General features: G+C 29.6%; 21 protein-coding genes and 1 tRNA gene. 5 read left to right on the top strand and 17 right to left on the bottom strand.

Annotation, left to right across the window (positions count from 1 at the left end; genetic code table 11):
* Positions 1 to 7: 7 nt before the first annotated feature.
* A complete protein-coding gene (locus ACFS5J_RS02410) occupies positions 8 to 673 on the top strand; it encodes an IS6 family transposase (RefSeq protein WP_379810706.1) in 666 nt (221 codons plus the stop codon).
* 541 nt (positions 674 to 1214) lie between these two features.
* Here ACFS5J_RS02410 and ACFS5J_RS02405 read toward each other — a convergent pair.
* Positions 1215 to 2183, bottom strand: coding sequence for a Fic family protein (locus tag ACFS5J_RS02405; protein ID WP_379810372.1), 969 nt, complete (start codon positions 2181 to 2183; stop codon positions 1215 to 1217).
* Between the two features lie 390 nt (positions 2184 to 2573).
* On the opposite strand from ACFS5J_RS02405, the gene ACFS5J_RS02400 reads away from it, so the two are divergent.
* Together ACFS5J_RS02400 and ACFS5J_RS02395 are read left to right on the top strand one after the other, a co-directional pair.
* A complete protein-coding gene (locus ACFS5J_RS02400; protein WP_379810371.1) occupies positions 2574 to 2837 on the top strand; it encodes a hypothetical protein in 264 nt (87 codons plus the stop codon).
* A gap of 25 nt (positions 2838 to 2862) precedes the next feature.
* Positions 2863 to 3447, top strand: coding sequence for a hypothetical protein (locus tag ACFS5J_RS02395; protein ID WP_379810369.1), 585 nt, complete (start codon positions 2863 to 2865; stop codon positions 3445 to 3447).
* Between the two features lie 390 nt (positions 3448 to 3837).
* On the opposite strand, the gene ACFS5J_RS02390 is transcribed toward ACFS5J_RS02395, so the two are convergent.
* The 14 genes from ACFS5J_RS02390 to ACFS5J_RS02325 all read right to left on the bottom strand — a co-directional run bounded on the left by ACFS5J_RS02390 (position 3838) and on the right by ACFS5J_RS02325 (position 16500).
* On the bottom strand, positions 3838 to 4266 hold the full coding sequence (locus ACFS5J_RS02390; RefSeq protein WP_379810368.1) for a VOC family protein: 429 nt from the start codon (positions 4264 to 4266) through the stop codon (positions 3838 to 3840).
* A 159-nt stretch (positions 4267 to 4425) separates the two neighbouring features.
* Entirely contained in the window at positions 4426 to 5889 is a 1464-nt protein-coding gene (locus ACFS5J_RS02385) for a MutS-related protein (RefSeq protein ID WP_379810367.1), read from the bottom strand.
* A gap of 446 nt (positions 5890 to 6335) precedes the next feature.
* On the bottom strand, positions 6336 to 6821 hold the full coding sequence (locus ACFS5J_RS02380) for an aminotransferase (protein ID WP_379810366.1): 486 nt from the start codon (positions 6819 to 6821) through the stop codon (positions 6336 to 6338).
* A 157-nt stretch (positions 6822 to 6978) separates the two neighbouring features.
* Positions 6979 to 7593 carry a helix-turn-helix domain-containing protein gene (locus ACFS5J_RS02375; protein WP_188231579.1) on the bottom strand — a complete coding sequence of 205 codons (615 nt, stop codon included), beginning with the start codon at positions 7591 to 7593 and terminating at the stop codon, positions 6979 to 6981.
* Between the two features lie 249 nt (positions 7594 to 7842).
* Complete coding sequence (locus ACFS5J_RS02370) at positions 7843 to 8721, bottom strand: hypothetical protein (protein ID WP_379810365.1); 879 nt, start codon at positions 8719 to 8721, stop codon at positions 7843 to 7845.
* A 240-nt stretch (positions 8722 to 8961) separates the two neighbouring features.
* The gene (locus tag ACFS5J_RS02365; protein ID WP_379810364.1) at positions 8962 to 9150 is read right to left on the bottom strand and encodes a hypothetical protein; all 189 of its coding nucleotides are present in this window, start codon (positions 9148 to 9150) and stop codon (positions 8962 to 8964) included.
* 159 nt (positions 9151 to 9309) lie between these two features.
* Positions 9310 to 10170, bottom strand: a complete 861-nt coding sequence (locus ACFS5J_RS02360; protein WP_379810363.1) for a hypothetical protein — start codon at positions 10168 to 10170, stop codon at positions 9310 to 9312.
* Positions 10171 to 10367: 197 nt separating this feature from the next.
* Complete coding sequence (locus ACFS5J_RS02355; RefSeq protein ID WP_379810362.1) at positions 10368 to 10544, bottom strand: hypothetical protein; 177 nt, start codon at positions 10542 to 10544, stop codon at positions 10368 to 10370.
* A gap of 26 nt (positions 10545 to 10570) precedes the next feature.
* Positions 10571 to 12007, bottom strand: a complete 1437-nt coding sequence (locus tag ACFS5J_RS02350; RefSeq protein WP_379810361.1) for a tyrosine-type recombinase/integrase — start codon at positions 12005 to 12007, stop codon at positions 10571 to 10573.
* 498 nt (positions 12008 to 12505) lie between these two features.
* Positions 12506 to 13114 (bottom strand): hypothetical protein, encoded by a 609-nt coding sequence (locus ACFS5J_RS02345; protein WP_379810359.1) that lies wholly within the window; start codon positions 13112 to 13114, stop codon positions 12506 to 12508.
* A 171-nt stretch (positions 13115 to 13285) separates the two neighbouring features.
* A complete protein-coding gene (locus tag ACFS5J_RS02340; RefSeq protein ID WP_379810358.1) occupies positions 13286 to 13765 on the bottom strand; it encodes a hypothetical protein in 480 nt (159 codons plus the stop codon).
* A 731-nt stretch (positions 13766 to 14496) separates the two neighbouring features.
* Positions 14497 to 14853 carry a DUF5763 domain-containing protein gene (locus ACFS5J_RS02335; protein ID WP_379810357.1) on the bottom strand — a complete coding sequence of 119 codons (357 nt, stop codon included), beginning with the start codon at positions 14851 to 14853 and terminating at the stop codon, positions 14497 to 14499.
* A 51-nt stretch (positions 14854 to 14904) separates the two neighbouring features.
* Positions 14905 to 15909: a GTP pyrophosphokinase gene (locus ACFS5J_RS02330; RefSeq protein ID WP_379810356.1), complete on the bottom strand. Its 1005-nt coding sequence runs from the start codon at positions 15907 to 15909 to the stop codon at positions 14905 to 14907.
* Positions 15910 to 16426: 517 nt separating this feature from the next.
* Positions 16427 to 16500, bottom strand: a tRNA-Met gene (locus tag ACFS5J_RS02325).
* A 152-nt stretch (positions 16501 to 16652) separates the two neighbouring features.
* Between ACFS5J_RS02325 and ACFS5J_RS02320 the strand changes: the two genes are divergently transcribed.
* Complete coding sequence (locus tag ACFS5J_RS02320) at positions 16653 to 17045, top strand: START-like domain-containing protein (RefSeq protein ID WP_379810355.1); 393 nt, start codon at positions 16653 to 16655, stop codon at positions 17043 to 17045.
* A 52-nt stretch (positions 17046 to 17097) separates the two neighbouring features.
* Positions 17098 to 17937, top strand: a complete 840-nt coding sequence (locus ACFS5J_RS02315; RefSeq protein WP_379810354.1) for an aminotransferase class IV — start codon at positions 17098 to 17100, stop codon at positions 17935 to 17937.
* On the opposite strand, the gene ACFS5J_RS02310 is transcribed toward ACFS5J_RS02315, so the two are convergent.
* Both ACFS5J_RS02310 and ACFS5J_RS02305 read right to left on the bottom strand, forming a co-directional pair.
* Positions 17930 to 18490, bottom strand: a complete 561-nt coding sequence (locus ACFS5J_RS02310) for a YqgE/AlgH family protein (RefSeq protein WP_379810353.1) — start codon at positions 18488 to 18490, stop codon at positions 17930 to 17932. The genes ACFS5J_RS02315 and ACFS5J_RS02310 overlap by 8 nt on opposite strands.
* A 112-nt stretch (positions 18491 to 18602) precedes the next feature.
* Positions 18603 to 18878, bottom strand: coding sequence for an HU family DNA-binding protein (locus ACFS5J_RS02305; RefSeq protein WP_379810352.1), 276 nt, complete (start codon positions 18876 to 18878; stop codon positions 18603 to 18605).
* Positions 18879 to 18919: the final 41 nt, after the last annotated feature.

Raw genomic sequence — 18919 nt, 5'->3', positions numbered from 1 at the left:
TCATTTGATGAATACTAAAGGACATTGCTACCCAAAATCAATAATTCTTCAGGCGGTATATTTCAAGCTTAGGTTTACATTAAGTTATAGGGATGTTGAAGAGATAATGAAAATGCGTGGAGTACAAGTTGACCATGCAACAATACAACGTTGGGTATATAAGTTTACACCCTTTATTGTATCTCAAATGAATAAAAGAAAGTTTAGAATAGGGGTTAGTTGGAGAATGGACGAAACATATATTAAAATTAAAGGTCAATGGTGCTATTTGTATAGGGTTGTAGATAAGTTTGGTAATACAGTTGATTTTTTATTGACTAAAAGAAGGCAAAGGATGAGCGCTCAGTCTTTTTTAATGAAGGCAATAAATGGTAATGATAGACCTAAAGTGATTAATATAGATAAGAGTGGCTCTAATACAGCAGCGATAAAAGTTTATAATAAACGTTTCTCTTCCAATATTAAAATTCGACAATGTAAATATTTGAATAATATTGTTGAGCAAGATCATCGATTTATTAATTGGAGAATACAAAACGGTTTAGGTTTCAAAAATTTTGAATCGGCAAAGCGAACATTGAGTGGTATTGAAATTGTACATATGATAAGGAAAAATCAGATGGTTAGTCCAGGTAGAACCATATTTAATTCTTTCTGCAAATTAGCAGCTTAATTTATTTGTTAAAGAATTTCATGGATTTGTTTTGTCAGATGCGACAGAACCGAAATATTTAGACATAAAAAACGGCTTAGTAAACACTAAGCCGTTGATTTAAAATAGATTAAATTTCGTAGCGAAGACGGGAGTTGAACCCGTGACCTCAGGGTTATGAATTGCCCCAAAATGCCTTATTTTCAACGTTTTTCGGTGTTTTTTTCAAAAAACGTATACTGAAAATCTAAAATATTTTAGATTGGTTATATACTTTCAAATTTAGATTTTTAAGGTTGAATATCCTAGTATAATTTTAGAAATATTTACTTTCTTTATTTTAGATTTAAATGATATTATAACTTAGCTGCTTTATCATTTTTTTCACTGCTCAATCATCTAATTAATCGGCTCAAAAAACTATAAAAAATGAGCCGATTAAAAATTATAATCGGCTCATGACTCATCAATTCGTTTGATATACAAAAATTTTAGTTGTAAAATTTCAGATAAAATCAAGTGCATTTCTATAAAAAAAGGGGGTTATAATGTAGAATGTAACTTATATTTGATTAGTGCTTTTTTTTGAATAGACTGTCGTTTTTTTATTGCCAATTTTTGTTATCATTTCTTTTTCTACTCCGTTTTTCAAATCCCGACTGGCTGTTGCAGATGATAATTCAGGAAAGAATTTCATATAATCTTTCCTCGTAAACTCTTCATTTCGCTTTTCAATAAATAATTCTAATCGCTCCGTTTCGTTTAGTTTTTTTGTTGTGTGTTCCAGTAAATCAGATAGTGAAGTGTTGATGATTCGGAGCATATACTCTATAAATTTTGTTGATTTTCCTTCTTTATCACAAGTTGACAAAACTTTATAATATTCCTCCTGATTTTTAGAGATTAATGTTTCAAAGGGTAAAAATTCAAATATTTCATATTCACTCATAAGGATTAATGTTTGCCATAATCTTCCCATTCTTCCATTTCCATCCATGAAAGGATGTACAAACTCCATTTCATAATGAAATACACAACTTTTTATTAATGTAATTTCTGATTTGTCTTTTAAATACTCAAAGAGGTCTTTCATTAAAAAAGGAACATTCTCGTATGGAGGTGCAATATGCTCGACTTTTGAACCTTTTACGATTCCAACACCAGACCTTCTATAAGCTCCCGATTTTTCTTTAAGCTCTTTCATTAGCAGTTTATGCGCTTTTAGGAAGTCTTTTTCAGATTGATATTTTAAAAAATTTAATCCTTTGTAAACTTCTAGGGCATTTAAAACTTCAACTATGTCCTTTTGGGGACCAACCACTCTTTTGTTATCGAGGATAGCTGTTATTTGTTCTTCTGATAAAGTGTTACCTTCAATACTTAATGAAGAATGAATAGTTTTTATTTTATTCTGTTTTCTTAATGTTGGATTTTGTTTTACTAAATGTTTTGCATTAACTTCTCCTATTTTTTCAGATATAGCAGTAATTAATTTTAATATTTCTGATGATACTTCGTAAGGTGGTTTCATATTTTGATACTATCATTTGATAGTATCAAAAATACTAAATACGGTTTTATTTATGTAATTTATTTTTAAATATAACAGATGTTGTATGAACTTGTTAGTAAATAATTTTGTTTTAACAGTTTCTAAGCAATTAGAGTTTTAATTTCCACGTACCAACCACGTACCAACCACGTACCAACCACGTACCAACCACGTACCAACCACGTACCAACCACGTACCAACCACGTACCAACCACGTACCAACCACGTACCAGATTAATAAACAAGTCTTATTTAATTGTGGTATTTTACCTTTTGACTTACATTGATAATAGAGATATGTTAAGTTAATAAGTTTTTTTAATTAAAAAATAAGTATATTTAACAATTAATGTATAAAAAAAATAATTATGAAGTTAAAATTTTTATTATTAAGTATTTTTGTTTTTTCAATTCAAAATTTGATTGCAAAAGCATGTGGATGCGGCTCCTTTGAATCAGGGACATATGACTATACTGTCTTATTTGGTCAAGGGTGCTGTACTGGAATTCCATATGGTACGGGTTATTTAACACTATGGATCTATGATGAGGAGGGTGTTTGGGAGGTAAGTTCTGTAGAGGAGATTAAACCTATTGATGCACAAAAAGGCTGTTGTTCAACAAGTGTATAAATTTTAAAATAATAAATAATAAATAATGAAAAAAATCTTAACACTTCTTTGTACTGTACTTCTGACTTTAGGATGTTCAGACCCAAAAGAGAAAGAAATAATAGAAGCACAAAAAGACTTTGATATGATTAAAACTTCAAAATCATACATAAATAGTCAAATTCCATATGATAATGTTTTATACTCCTCATTTATTAATAAAAAAAATAAAAATTTGGATGAGGCAGATAAGGTATACAAGTCTGAAATTTCAAAAGCAAAGAATACACCTTATTATAATAACTTAAAACATATTGGGTTTAAATTTATAATGGAAAATGGTCTTACTGAAAAAGGTACAAATAGTCAGAAAGAGTTTTATTTATATGAACAAATTGAATTGAAGAGAAATTTCCCTAATTTTTCAAATTTTTATTCTTTACTAATTTCTTGTAAAGAATTTAAAAATAAGAGTGAACTTATTGAAATAAGTAATCAATTTTATATAAAGAATAAAAATGAAATTGACAGAGTTATATTTGGAGAAAAAGAAAACAAGAAATCTAAACTCAATGACTTAACACAGCAACAAAAACTATTTATTCGCTATATTAACTCTTATTCTGAATAGTGTAAAACTGTAAATCGTCAGCAAAAAGTGACAGAAGAGTTATAAAATAAACTAGTCTTTTTTAATTGTAATGTATGATTTAAAATAATTTGTTTTTCAAACGTTTTTTGGTGGTCACTTTAAATTGGAATTGGGTGGTCAATTTGCTCCGAAATCGATGGTCAATTTAGACTGGAAAGTGGTGGTCAATATATGCGTTTTTTGCAATAAAACAAGTCCTGCGGCCGGTATCATTCTAATAGTAATTTCAGTATAATTTATAAGGTTAGTACTTCCTGCTCGTTTTAAATATTCTCTTGCCTTTGTAGGCTTCAAGAGCATTAGTAGTCCAACACCAATAAGAAAGATGCCGAAAATAATTATGATATATTTAGCTATGAAAGTCATAGATTATTCAGTAAGTACAAATTGCCAAGATATACCATATTTGTCTTGACACCATCCAAATTTTTCGCCAAATCCGTAATCTCCCTCACCGTTGTAATTGTCTAAAGGAACCATCACTTGACCTCCATTTGAAGAAAGTTCTTCGAATAGTGTTTGTATCAAATCATCTGAATTGTCGCTTATAAAAATTGAAACCGCATGTGTAAATGTCCAAGCATGATTATAATTGCTTTCAGATACCATATAATCTTTTCCATTTAACGTAAATACTCCATGTTTGATAAGCTCTGGTGTTCCTCCAGCTTCTCCTTGTCGGTATTTTGTTATGCTTTTAATTTCCGAGTTTGGGAAGATAGAAGTATAAAAATTTATTGCCTCTTCAGCCTTTCCACATTGGTCGCCTACAAATGTTAGAAATGTAGTTGTTGTCATTATTATTTAATTTTTAATTATGGTTACTTTCGGTTTATTTTAATTATTGTCAACGGTCTTTTATATGAAAATTACGTATTTTATTCACGAACTTTTCGGTTTACAACAGATGTGAATTTACGTAAAGCACCTTGATTTAAAAACTTAAAGCGCTATTTTCTATACGTTGTTGCCAGTAGTGTTTTTTGCTAAATAATTTTTGTCTAGCTCTCTGGCTATTCCGATAGCTTCTTTAACAACCTCTTTTGGATAATCATTAATTTCAAGTATTCTAATTGCATTTCTATTTTTTAGTTTTCCTTCTTTCAGTTTGTAATCAAAACCTATGCTGTTATTATTTACTGTTTCACTAAAATGATACAATTCATATTGATCCGAAAGCATATCTGTTAATTCTATGTCGTGCGTTGAAACTAATATTTTATTGTTATTCTTTGTTAAAGCAGATAAAATGGATTTTCCGGCTGAAATCCGCTCTACGGTATTTGTGCCTTTAAATATTTCATCTAAAAGAAAGAGGTTTTTATCTCCATTTTCACTCTCTTTAAGCATTTCCTTGATGGTTAATACTTCTTCAAAATAATAACTTTTATCGTTCATCAAATCATCACTTATCCGGATAGCCGAAAACACTTTTAATAAAGGAAAAGTCAATGATTTTGCAAAACAAGTATTAATTGTAAGTCCAGTTATTACATTCAGTCCAATGGCACGAATAAAGGAAGTTTTTCCAGACATATTCGAGCCTGTAAGAAGTATGGATTTTTCAGCTATTTCAATATTGTTAGTTGTGCAATTAAATATTAAAGGATGACTTATATCTTTAGCAATAATTTTATCACCATCATTAATAATTGGCAAACAAAATGTTTCAAGTCCTTTTCTTAAAGAAGCTATGGAAACTAACATATCAATATGCCCAACAAATTTAAAAACACTTTCTATTTCTCCTCTTTTTGTGTTTAGTCTTTTTAAAACACCAAATAACAATAATGGCTCAAGCAGAAACATTGTTTTAAAAATCTCAAATACAAACCACGCTATAATTTCAAATTCTCCTTGAAGTTTGGCTTCAAGTGAGAAAAAAGACATTCTATTTTCAACTTCTTTTATTAGTTTAATTGACTTTTGTAAGTCAGGATTTAATTTTTTAAATAATGAGTTGGTAAATAAATGTGATGTAACATTATTAAGTTTTAAAAGCTGTGGAATTGAACCTGTATATTGAACTAAATTATTTTTGTTCCAATAGTGAATCACAAAATTCACGCAAAAAACACCTAATAGAACTATGAAAAATATAGGGTTAAAAAAGCCCAAAACGAGTGAGACTAAACTAGCAAACGACAATAATTTTATAGCAAAGAACCATTTTGGTGGATTAAGATGCTCTTCTTGAAATAAAGAGGATATATAATACGCATCTTTATGGTTTAATTTTTCAAGCTTTTTTTGAACCGAAATTCTTAATTCAGGATTTTCGGATAATTCCTTTATTATTTCTTCGTTTAGTTTGGTTTGCTTTTCATTTACTTGTATTGTCCGAAGTTTATTGTAAAGGTATTGTTGACCAACTTTTGAATGGGTTCGGTCAAGAAACATAAACAAATCATCAAAATCCAAGTCGTTACAAGTTTTGTCTGATAATACTTGATAGGCTTTTGAATTATCTCTATTTCTAAAGTATTTTTCAATGTAATCAAAGTCAAAAGAGTCATCTTTCAGTTTTCCGAATGATTCTTTTAATCTTAAGTTTAACTCTTTTTTTCGGTTGAATTTTAATTGAGAAAAAGTGTATTTAATTTGAAATATTATGTCATTTATCATCAAATAATTAGTGTGGAATTTTTACTTAATGTTACAAAATATTTTCAGTTTACTTTTAATCTGATAAGTTTTAACGAGGTGGTTTTACATTGCACACATCGGTCTCTGCTATGAGTAGTTGCGTGGTTTAGCGGTTAACTTTTTCAAGTACACACCAAACTGAAAATCCGCAAGAATTTTCAGAAGAAGGCGAGAACAAGCAATTACTTATAGCCATTGTTAGGTGTAGTAAGTTTTCCTTATCATACGGCACTAATTATAGCTAGATATAAATTTGTCGCATAACCACAATAAACTAAGAGCTCTTTAATGTCAAATTCTGAATTAAAATCTGCAATTTCAATTTCATAGTCATAATTCAGTTTACTCCAATTATTAACAGAATTTAGTGAAAACTGAAGTGTTTCGTATTCATTATAAACTTCAAATTTCAGCTTCCATTTAGCCTTATTTTTCAACACATAATTACATTCCGTTCCATTTGATTTTTCCAATCGAATAATCATCTGACCTTTTAGGTTAAAAGTTATATCTCCGATGTTAGTGTCATTCTTGTAAATGTCAACCTTACTTGTCCAAATATTCTTTGGTTTGATTTCGATATTGTTTCCGTTAAGAACCGTTTTAGCTTTTTCTGAAAACCAATTAATATAAACTAATTCACAGATTTCACTGTTTTTCTCAATTAATTTAAAATTTCCCTTTCCAGAACTTGATACTATTTTCATAGAGTTGTTATATTATTACACTTAACGGTTTGTATAAGGTTTGTTGCGTGAAAATCCGCGAGGATTTTCAGTTTAAGAAACCAAGATAGCAAATTTGCGAGTATTTTCCGTAGGAAAATCCGAAGCAATGAACTTTATACTGTGTTATATGGCGTTTTTATTTTAAAAAAGGGATTGCTGGTAAATATTTATTTTTCAATCCTTTTTGAGATTTTCTAACATTCAAAAATATAGTAACTATGTTATATACATATAGTGAAAATAAAATGACAGATGGTATTGAGAATTTATGGATTAAAGCCCAAATGGAATCGGTGATATTGATATTGAGATAAATAAAAAAACCTTCTCCTAATATCAGTTGTATAATTGTGATTGTAGAATACAGTATTAAAGTCCAAGTTATTTGAAAATTTATTATTTTTTTTCCAGAATCATCTACAAATTTTATTTTTTCACGTTTTAAAATCCACATTACAAGTGGAATTATTATGCCTAATAGAGGGGTGATTATAAAACTAAAGGAACTCCAATTAAGTAGTTGTAAGTAACCTTTATCATCAGTAATTTGCCATTCTAAAAGGTCGTCAGGTGTTACTCCAAGAGCTTGAGTTAATTTAATCAAAGTATCCCCTCTAGGAATTGATTCTCCTTTTTCAATTCGTTGAATTGTTCTTAGACTTAGTTTTGATTCATCCGATAGTTGTTCTTGAGAAAATCCCTTTCTGTTTCGTAGGTCTTTAATTTTAATTGCTAAGTTCTGATTTTTCATTTTACATATTTTGATGATTACTCAGCAAAGATATTTTTATGTTGTTTTATTGGTTGCGTCATTTCTATGTCAATCTTATGACATTTTCGCCAACGATAGGCCGAAATGACATATAACGTTTTCGGGCTTTGCGTTCGGGCGGGTTTCGAAGCACAAAGCGTCAATTTATTACTAAAGTTTATTAGAAGCACAAAGGTCAAAGTTTGCACGTCAGCCCGCCTGACGCAAAACCCGTGTTATAAGCCGTTTTTATTCTTCCCATTTGTCAACCAGTTCAAATTTATTGTCAGTTAACATTTGTTTAAATTCTGTTCTTGTCAAGCTGTCGACAAGTCTGTAATGGAAGTGGTGATAACCAAACTCTAAATTGTAAAAATCTCTTGCCTGTTCATAACCTAACTCAATTATGTTTCCGATAAAGTCATTGAATACCCCTTCGTCTTTAGTGTGTAGTTGTATTTTTTTGTGGTCGTCAAGTGTTAAGTTTGTTTCACCTGTCAGAGAGTGAACGACAATATCTAAGTAGCCATTTTCGAGAGTGTTTTTCTTTTGGGATTTAAGAAAGTCTATTACCATATGCATGTCTGTGAAATGCTTTGCAACCCAAAGTTCTGTTAAATCACTTTCCCAATAATTTTTGAGATATATCCAAAATCCGTCAATTGTCGGCAAGAATTCAATTGTCTTAATAAATGTATCTATTAAATTTTGTTTTGTAAGAACCAATTCAAATTCAAAAATTCCATTGTCGTCTGCACCATAGGCAACAAAGTTTTCCTTAATCAAATCATATTCATACTCACCTTCAAAGACACTCTTAACTATTCCGATTGGTGGAATAAACTCTTTGTCAGGGTCGTCAAATGGAAAGGTATAAGTAGTTGGTCGCATATAAACATTGTCAGCAATTTTAACCAATTCCTTGTTGTTTTCAATTACATCAAAGTTGTCAAGTAATGAAGCTTCTGTCAAGTTATGATTTGTAAACTTATAATCATTTGAGGCTTTTATTGTCTTATCTAATGCGTCTCCCAAATGGTTGCCATAAGCATAAAAGTTCCCGACGATTCCACTTTCAGCGTCTTGTTGTCCGTCAATCAATAAATACCAAAGTTCATTTTTTATCATTCTGTGGGTCGTCTTTAAAATGGCTTATAACTAGTAAATATACACAAGTTTATATAGCTTTTTATAAAATTTGTCTTCGTTATATACTGTGTTTGTGTCGATTCAAATATATTGATTTTTTTGAAATCAACAGTTTTATTACTAACGTTTAGTAATTTAAGTTTGTGTTTAATCTTATATTAAAGAAGATATGGTTTAGGTGTAATCTTAAATTGTAGAAGTGAATTTAACTTATAGTGTTTAATTTACATTAAAAACATTTTTGAGCAAATATTGAATCGCATCATCTTGATTGAAATTGATGTCGTTTTTAGGTTTGCGTATTTTTTTTGGTTCAGTAGGAAAATGTTCTTGAATACGATGCAAAAAGTCAGCTCTTTCTTTTTCAGAAAGTGCTAAGAAAACTTCATATGCCGTATTTGCTGTCAACGTTTTTGTTTGCTTTAATTTGTTATTGCAAACGTAAAGCGCTGAGGGCAGAAGCGGAAAGAATTAAAAGTTTAAATGCTTAAAAAACAAGTACTTTCCGAACTTGTGTCTATTGAATACTGTAATAATCCAGACTTATTCCTGTTTAATCCCGAAGTTTTAAATGTATTGATTGAGACTTTTGTTAAGTTCTAATTTTACATTTTTATAATCGGTGTTTTGAATTTTATCAATGGTATAACCAAAAACTGCTTTGTAAGAGGGTAGTTGACCATTGAAACTATTTTGCATAGCTTCATGAATTAGTTTTCGTTTACCATGTTCTAATGTGATTAACTTTATTTCTTCCATGCATTCGATAAGGTAACGAATACTGGTTCCATTCCTTTCAGAGTATAGATTAAGGATAATACGTTCTATTTCTATTTTATTAGGATGTAGAATATAATCTCTTAAATATTTTTTATTTGAAGTTATAGGTGTGTTTAAATTTTTAAGTTTTTCAATTAGTTCTTGAGAATTGAACTTTTCTGTATTGGGTTTAATTTTAAAATGCTTCTCAATTTCATTGTAATGTGTAGCCAATATGTTTTGTTGACTCAAAAACAAGTTTTTTAAATCTTCACTTTTTTCGGGACAATTTGAATCGTAATGTTCAACTAATAATGCTGTAATAGTTTTATGGACTGAAATTTGTTCGTGATACTTTTCAAAGATGTATTGAAAGGTTTCTGGTTTCAAACTTTCTTTAAGTTCAAAAATGGAAAGGATGTTACTTCGTAATCTATACGTCTTCTCAAGAAGGTAATCTTTGTTAAAAGGAACTGTTTTGTGAATTTGCCAATCATTATCATCGGTGTAACTAACTTTATCCAAATAAGGTTCAAACATCTCATATTGTTCGTTGCTTAATTGGTTTATATTGTACATTTCTAACATGAGGTATGAAGGAATGTAAAAAATGAAGTTTTTATAAAGTTCCTTGTTTAACTGGTTGGTCTTAGTATGTAAATCTATCATTCTTTGGCAGTATATACTCTATCACTATTTCATCATTAGAATCCAAATAGAAATAGTGTAACAAAATTGATTTTTAAGTGTTCGCAAATTAGTAATATAATTAAGTTGGAACAAGTGTTTAGGATTTATCTTACGCATTTTGCGTTAATGTTACGTAAGATTTACGTTTAATATGTTATTTTACTAATGATAAATGTTTATTTTGGTACGATGTCACGTACGCGGTACGTGAATGGTACGTGAATGGTACGTGAATGGTACGTGAATGGTACGTGAATGGTACGTGAATGGTACGTGAATGGTACGTGAATGGTACGTGAATGGTACGTGAAATTTAGACCATTCAATTTACGATAAAATGTGGTTTTCTGCAAAATATTAAATGAGTATTTGAATGATATTATTGTAGTAAATGCGAATAATCTTGAGGCAATTCTGCATCAATATCACGTAAATATTTTTCCAGTGCAGTCATTGTTGAATGTCCTGTAATCAACATTAAATTACTTTTGGCAACATGTGCAGATTCTGTCTCTCTTAATTTGCGATATAATTTGGTAATGAAGGTGTGTCGGAAACTATACAGTCCATAATCTTTATTCAAGTTGAACTCACCTTTTACTGTTTTATTGAATTGTTTGCTGTAATGATCACGTCGGTTATTTTCTTCAGCTTCCCATTGTTGTCCATAACCATAAGGTGTGAAAAAATAATTTTCAGGATTTAATTCTTTTAAATCTGGAATCTCGCTAATTAAAATTTCAGGAATGATTTTAATTTTTACTGGTTGATTTTTCGCACGAACATATAGTTTTCGTTCTTTTATGTCAATATCTTTTACTTTTAAACGACAAACTTCAACAGGTCTCAAAAAGTTGTAAGAGATAAACTTTATAAATAATAATAAAGTAGGGTCTTTCTCTTCTAAAAATTGATAGATGTCTTCTTGGATACTATCAGTAAATGTTTTGTTTCGTTCGGGTGTTGTTTTTAATACGTTTATTTTAGTGATAAAATTATGAGGTATGAATTCATTGTTTTCTAATTCACTAAAAAATGAATTTAAATCAGTTCTATAATTATTTCTATTTCGTGCACTAGTATTTTCAAGTATAGTGTTTAAAAAAAGGATTGCATCTTTTTTGGTTATACTTTCAATAGGCAGTGAACTATCGGGTAGCGAGTTTAAAAATTTTGTAATGCGTAGTCGATAACCACTAAAAGAAGTTTTGTTCATTACATTTTTCTTAATGTTTAGAACAGTATCAAATGCTTCTTGAATTGATGTTTTCTTTTCAACTGGTGTCGCCACTTTTGCAACTTTAATTTTTGGTTTAGCAACAGGAGTAGGAGTGGAGCTTTTTTTAGGAGTCACCTCTTTCTCTTTTGGTTTGCTATCCTTTGGTGTTGCATATAAACTTTCAAAATCATTTTCCGTAAAGGGATTAAAGCCTTTTTTTAAAAGTAGTTCCAACGCATCACGCATTACAGTTAAGTATTTAACTCTCTCTTGTTTGTTTTTATAAGAGTTTGCATGTCCTTTTATTGGATTTTGTCTAACCAATTTTCCTGTATCAGGAGAACGAAAACTAAAGTACACATACCAATCTTTATTAAGTGCTTCTTCTTTTTGTTGAGTAGTGAGTAATTTCCAGTCAGAAATAGTTACTCCTCCTGTGTAGATTTTGGGAGTAGAAAATTGGGGTTTAGACATTGTTTTATCCTTAGTTAAAGCATCAAGTTGAAATGCAATATACTTTAAATTTTCAACATTATTGTATTCTAAATCGTATACTAAATCGTATACTTTGTGAAGGGTGCAAATTAATTTAGACATAAAAAAACGGCTTGAAAATCTAAATATTTGATTTCCAGCCGTTTTAGTTTCGTAGCGAAGACGGGAGTTGAACCCGTGACCTCAGGGTTATGAATTTCGAGGGTAAAATTCCTACAATCTATAACCGTTGAATATCAATGCTTTGTTGTTTCAAAAAACACTATTTTTTACGCGAAATATACTCGTTTCTATACTCGTTTAAAGTAATCGTTTCGGTACTTATTTAGAGAAAATAATTATTGTTGGATTTTCACTTGCCAACATTTCAAGTTTTTAAATTATATAGCTAATTTAAAAAATATACTTTTAAAAATCAAATAGTTATATTTTTTTTGATAATTGTTAAGACAGGATTCTTTTAACGGCCTGCGGATTTAAGAAGTTGGGGATTTGTAAGCCCAAAACTTTCGATTAAGCACTGAAAATCAAAAGTACAAAACAAGCTTTAAATTAAGCCCTAAAACCCCAATTTCTTAAAACCGCTGTTATGAGTAGTGCTTAGTGATTTAGGTTTAAGACATACTTTAATTCTAAATTTTGTCTTGTAGGTGTAAACCATTCTCCATTTCCTTTTTTAGCAAATGAAATAGCATTTTCGTTTTCTTTCATATGTATTACCAATGTACCACCTTTGGGAAGATTAACTGTTTCAAAACCAATGAAAAGTTCTCCTTTTGATTGTATTAATAAATCGCTTAAGTCTAAATTTATTTTTTGTTTTTTACTTCCCTTGACTTTAAATCTAATATTTTGGCCAATCATAGAATTTCCTGGTTTTCCATCATCGTCTTTTTCAAAAATCAAAAGTTTAAGTTCAAATTCGGTTCCTTTTTTGAAGCCTCTTAAATCCATATCAAAACTAATTGATGCTATTTCAGAGTCAGGAATGTTTTTAATGAGACTTACAAACTTTTCTTTTTCGTAAAAGCCAACAGATTCATTTCCAGTTCCTGAACTTTTAACGGATATTTTCGGTTGTTTTGTTAATTTTGAAACAACCACTTCTTTCAAGTAAATTATTGAATCTTTTTCTTTAATTGTTTGGGAAAATAGTTTTCCATTTAATACAATTAATGCAAAAAAAAGTAAAAAATTATTTTGGCTCATATAGTTTCTATTGTGTAGGATTAGCATTACTCATAACGGTCCGCGGCTATAAGTAGTGGCGCGGAGCCAAAACCAAGCCTTAACAAATATAGACTATTTTAGGAAAATTAGGAGAATTTTCCGAGCAGTCAGAGACCTAGCCATTACTTATAACTGCTGTTAACACAAGCATTAATATGTAGGAATTGATTTGTGAATTTCAGACATGATATTTGAAATTTTATTCCAACTCCTTTTTTCATTTTTAGTAATTTCATTTAGTTCTGAACTATTATAGAAATCTAAACAATGTTTTAACACTTTCCTTTTTTGGTATAAAGGTTTTAAATCATCTGGATAATGTCCTATAGAGTTGATTGAATCAAGTTTTATTTTTTTTATTTCCTTTTCTATTATAGGTTCCAAAGTTTTGTCAAAAATTGCAATACCAGTAGGATTATAAAATGTTTTATCATTTTCCCATAAAGATTTTTCTAATTTTGGATTTTCGTATCCTTTCAAGACACAAAGACAAAAAGCTCTTTCTTTAAATTGTACATCCCAATTTTTAAAATTCCATTGTTTTCTTTCTTCTTTTAAAGTTTTCGATACTGTACAAGAATTAAAAAAGATAAAGCATAAACAAAATGGAACAAAGAATATTTTTTTCATGAAGTGCGTTTCAATGTTTGTGTTAACTAGTAAATATGTTCAAGTTAATATAACTTTTTACAAAAGTTTAATTTTAAATAAAAATATAAAGTTTATTTGATACAAGGCTGTTTTTTTAATTAAAATCTTACGTTTTTAGTATACTCGTTTTATTAAGCCTATTTTTATTAAAAACCTGCAGATTGATTTTTTTTAAATTGTATAATTAGAGATGGTTAAATATGTCTTTTTTGAAATCTATACTCATTTCTATACTCGTTTTGAGTTTTAAAGCGAGTATAGAAATTTTAGACATAAAAAAAAGAGGTCTTAATTGCTTAAGACCTCTTAAAATCAGCACGTTACAAGTGCAATTTTCGTAGCGAAGACGGGAGTTGAACCCGTGACCTCAGGGTTATGAATTCACCCGGTAAAAAGTCGATTTTGTAACTTCTTGACTATCAATATTTAACAAAGTGCAAAAACACGGAAAAACAGCCAAAGTGTGTTCCTAATTGTGTTCCAAAATGTGTTCCGAAATTTACGGATTTTTTAACTCTATTTATTTAAAAATGAGTCACTTATAAGATGCGAAGTTAAGTAATATTTTCTGAAATATTTTTTTTTGATTTCAAAAAATGGGCATTTTTCTCCAAAATCACCCTTTTTTAGCCATTTTTTGACTTTTATTTATTCCTTAAAATAGATTCTAATTTTTTTAAATCACTTGGTAAATCAAAATCTTTGTTTATCTAATTGTCTGGATTGTGTTGAAAGCAATAACCATTTGCTATACTTGTTCTGTGCTTGCACCTAGTGCCCTTTTTTGTTTTTCCTTTACATTGAACAGTTGTCGATGTTCCTTTTGCTTTGTTTTGATAGAGTGTGTTTACCTTTTCAGATTTAGGAGGATTGCAAATTTTACAAGGTTCTAATCCTTTTTCAATAGCATCGTTCAAATCAAGTTCTTTAGAAACATTGTTAACCATTCTACAAGTTGCTAAATGGTATTTTGCACCTGATGGTGTTTTAAATACGTTTTGACTTGATACGGTAATTGAAAAAAGTAAAAATAAAATAATGTAAATATATTTTCTCTTTTTACGCATATGGTAATTAATTTTATTTAATCCCTATTACAGAAATATGTTTGTGGGATTTTATTTTAAGTTGTATTTTTTTGAAAACTCATCAATTCTTTGATAGTATTTGCCATCACTTTTTAAACGCTTCATAAATTTTTCATTAGTTAAATCTAATATAAATCTAGCAATTCCAGTTTGTGCCCATTTTTTAAATAATAGAAAGTCATTAGATAGAAAATCCGATTCAATTTTTTTAAAATTAGGTTTTACTTTTTTCCATGATTCAGCTAATTCAGCCAATGTAATTTCATATTCTATCATAAGATCTAGAAATTGACCTGTAGCTTCTTTCCCTTTCAACCTATTTGGAAAATTATTGTCCATAAAAGCTTGAAGTGTATCAATATTTAATTCAATATTTTCAAAATCTACATCTGTAACTTTTTTAATTTCTCTTTGGTATTTTAGACTTTCTAATTTAAGTTCTTCGAATTGTTCGTCAGCTTCTTCAAGTTTAGCACTAATTCTATAGAGTTTTCTTTTGAATTGGGTTGGGGTTTGGTTTTGATTTTTATAAGCTAGAGAGTGTTCAATTTCTGCCCAAGCATGCATTAAAATTGTTCTGATTTGTAATTCAAATTTTAAATTTAATAACCCTCTAAATTGAGGTGAGTTTTCCCAACTTTTTTGTATAGAAGCTATTAAATGATTCGAACGATAACCAAATTCATTATAATCTAGGTTATTTTGTTTATTTTGAAATTCGTGAACTTCAAATTCGTTTTTAATAATTTCTTGTATCTCATTAATGTCTTTTTGATAATAACAAATTATTCTAATTCCACAAAAATCTTCTATTTCTTCAAGGGGATTATTGTAACTTTTTCTTTCAATTTTTTCCAAAAAGGAATCAAGCTCTTTTATGCGATAGTTAATTGATAAAAATTTAATCTCTTTCTTTTCAAGTAATAAACTTATTGATTCAACTACGTTTTTTCCAAGAGTTTCGTAAAGGTTTCTATTTGAGTTAAATTTTGTTTTTAATTCGCTTATTTCCATAGTTAGCTGATTTGTTGACATAATTGAAAAATTTATGCTGAATTGAAGGTTACCTATACATAGGTTTAAATATTATAATACGTATTTTCATACGTAAATATAATTAAAAGGGGAGATGTATACTAAAATGTGTTAATAAGTTAATTATTTGTTGATTATTTGAATATCAAATTTTAGTTAGAATTCGATTTTTTTGAAGAAAACTGTGTTCTAAAGTGTGTTCTAAAGTGTGTTCCAAAGTGTGTTCCAAACTGTTTTCCAAAGTGTGTTCCAAAAAACAATAAAAACAGGGTTGATTTTTTGGTGTAATTATTTGAAAACAGGTGTGTTGTAATTCGACTGTTTTTAAAACTGTGTTCCAAATATTTAAAAAACCGCAGGGTTGCAAATAACAAGAAAAGTACTTTTTTTATTTGTAAGTGGTTGATTGTTAATGTGAAATGATGTTTGAAAAGTGTGTTCTGGATTTAGTAAAAAAAAAAGAGGTCTTAATTTCTTAAGACCTCTTAAAATCAGCACGTTACAAGTGCAATTTTCGTAGCGAAGACGGGAGTTGAACCCGTGACCTCAGGGTTATGAATCCTGCGCTCTAACCAACTGAGCTACCTCGCCATTCTTTGGTTAATCATTCACTTCCTGAATGCGGGTGCAAATATAGAACTAAATTTTTTCAATGCAAGCATTTTTTGAAAAAATATTTAATTTTTTTCTTTTTGCATTTTAAGATTATTCTCTCTATATTTCCAAAATAAATTTAGAAAATAATGGAAGTTAAAGTTAAATACGAATTAGAGTTCCCAATTCATGTGTCGCCCTCACTTTTATATCAATATATATCTACACCTTCAGGTTTATCAGAATGGTTTGCCGATAATGTAAATTCTCGCGGAGAGATTTTCACCTTCATTTGGGATGATTCTGAAGAGAAAGCAAAGTTGATTTCAAAACGTTCGGGAGAGCGTGTTAAATTCAGATGGCTAGATGAAGACGGTAATGATAGTGATTACTTTTTTGAGATGCGTATAATGGAAGACGATATTACTAAAGATGTTTCTATAGTAGTGATTGATTTTGCTGAAGAAGATGAAATGGACGAAGCTGCATTGTTATGGGAAAATCAAATATCCGATTTAAAACATGTTTTAGGTTCTGTTTAAAAACTGAATTATAAAGGTTATATTTGTCCCGCAATTAAAAGCGGGATTTTTTATGGTAAATTTTAACGGAACAATACAGGAAAGTGCTACAGTGGCAATTGAAAACAATAGAGGTTTTCTTTTTGGTGATGCTATTTTTGAAACCATTCGTGTACTGAATAATAAAGTTCTTTTTCTAGAAGATCATTATTTCAGATTAATGGCTTCAATGCGTATCTGTCGTATGGAGATTCCGATGAATTTTACTATGGAGTTTTTTGAATCTCAAATTTTATCGCTTGTTGAGACTTTTGAAAATGATAAAGCTTTAAGGGTGCGTTTTACCGTTTACCGAAAAGGCGAGGGTTTTTATTTGCCAAAAACAAACGAAATTGATTATTTGGTTACGGCTATGCCGCTTGAACAAGAATTGTATTCGGTTTCGGATCAAGCTTACGAAATTGAATTGTTTAAAGATGCCTATATTACAAAGCAATTGGTTTCTACTTTGAAAACTACCAATAAGATGATTGCTATAATGGGGAGTGTTTTTGCTGCTGAAAACGGTTATGATAATTGTTTGGTATTAAATGATGAAAAAAATGTCATAGAGGGGCTACAAAGTAATTTATTTATGCTAATGGGGGGTACTTTAATAACCCCGCCTATTACTGATGGATGTCTAAATGGAATTATGCGTAAGCAGGTACTAGCAATTGCTTCTAAAATGGAAGGAATTACAGTTGTTGAAAAGTCGATATCTCCATTTGACTTGCAAAAAGCTGATGAGTTGTTTTTAACAAATGTGGTGATTGGATTGCAATCTGTTACAAAATATCGTAAGAAAAGTTTCGAAAATAAGCTTGCCAAAGAAATAGTAGGTAGGTTAAATGCTTTAATCCGTCTTAATTAAGCATTGGATCTGATGGGGCGTTTGAAAACAATACGTAATCACCGCCTTGTTCGTTAATTTTTTCTTTCCAAAAGTTTTCACTTGACTTTGAAAGGATGGTACTTTTAAGTTTGTTTTCAATGACAATCCAAGTGTCATCTTTTAGTTCGTTTTCTAGTTGGTTTTTTTCCCAACCACTATAACCTAGAAAAAAACGAATGTTTCTTTTTGAAATCTTACCTTCATTAATTAATGATTTTGTGGTTTCAAAATCGCCACCCCAATAGATGCCATCAGCAATTTCAATACTGTTTGGAATTATTTTAGGAACATTGTGAATGAAGTAAAGATTGTCTTGTTCTACCGGTCCGCCATTATAAACCGTGAACAACGCATTTATCTCTGGAACTAAATCGTTAATAGTGTAATTGAGTGGTTTATTAATGATAAACCCCACAGAACCTTCGTCATTATGTTCTGCTAGAAGTATAACAGAACGATTGAATGAAATATCGCCTAGATTAGAAGGCTCAGCTATTAACAAATATCCTTTTCTTGGTAAAACTGATATCATGAGCACAATATTTTTAATAAAATTATCAAAAAATGTTCAATTATTCAAGCAAAAAATGATTTATATAAAAAATCCCGCTATGGCGGGATTTAAAAACATATAGTAGAAAATATTATTTGTTTACTGCACCTTCTAATTCTGCACCTGCTTTGAATTTTACTACATTTTTAGCTGCAATTTTGATAGTTTTTCCTGTTTGTGGGTTTCTACCTTCTCTAGCAGCTCTTTCAGATACTGACCAAGAACCAAAACCTACTAAAGAAACTCTACCACCTTTTTGTAAAGTACCTTCAACGTTGCTTAAAAATGATTCTAAAGCTAATTTAGCAGCTGCTTTTGTAATTCCAGCAGAAGCTGCCATTGCATCGATTAATTCTGATTTGTTCATAATAAATGTTATTTATAATTGGTTAAACTTAATTTATTCTC

The sequence above is a fragment of the Flavobacterium chuncheonense genome (assembly GCF_042686145.1).
Taxonomy (GTDB): domain Bacteria; phylum Bacteroidota; class Bacteroidia; order Flavobacteriales; family Flavobacteriaceae; genus Flavobacterium; species Flavobacterium chuncheonense.
This window is presented reverse-complemented; position numbering and strand designations above follow the sequence as displayed.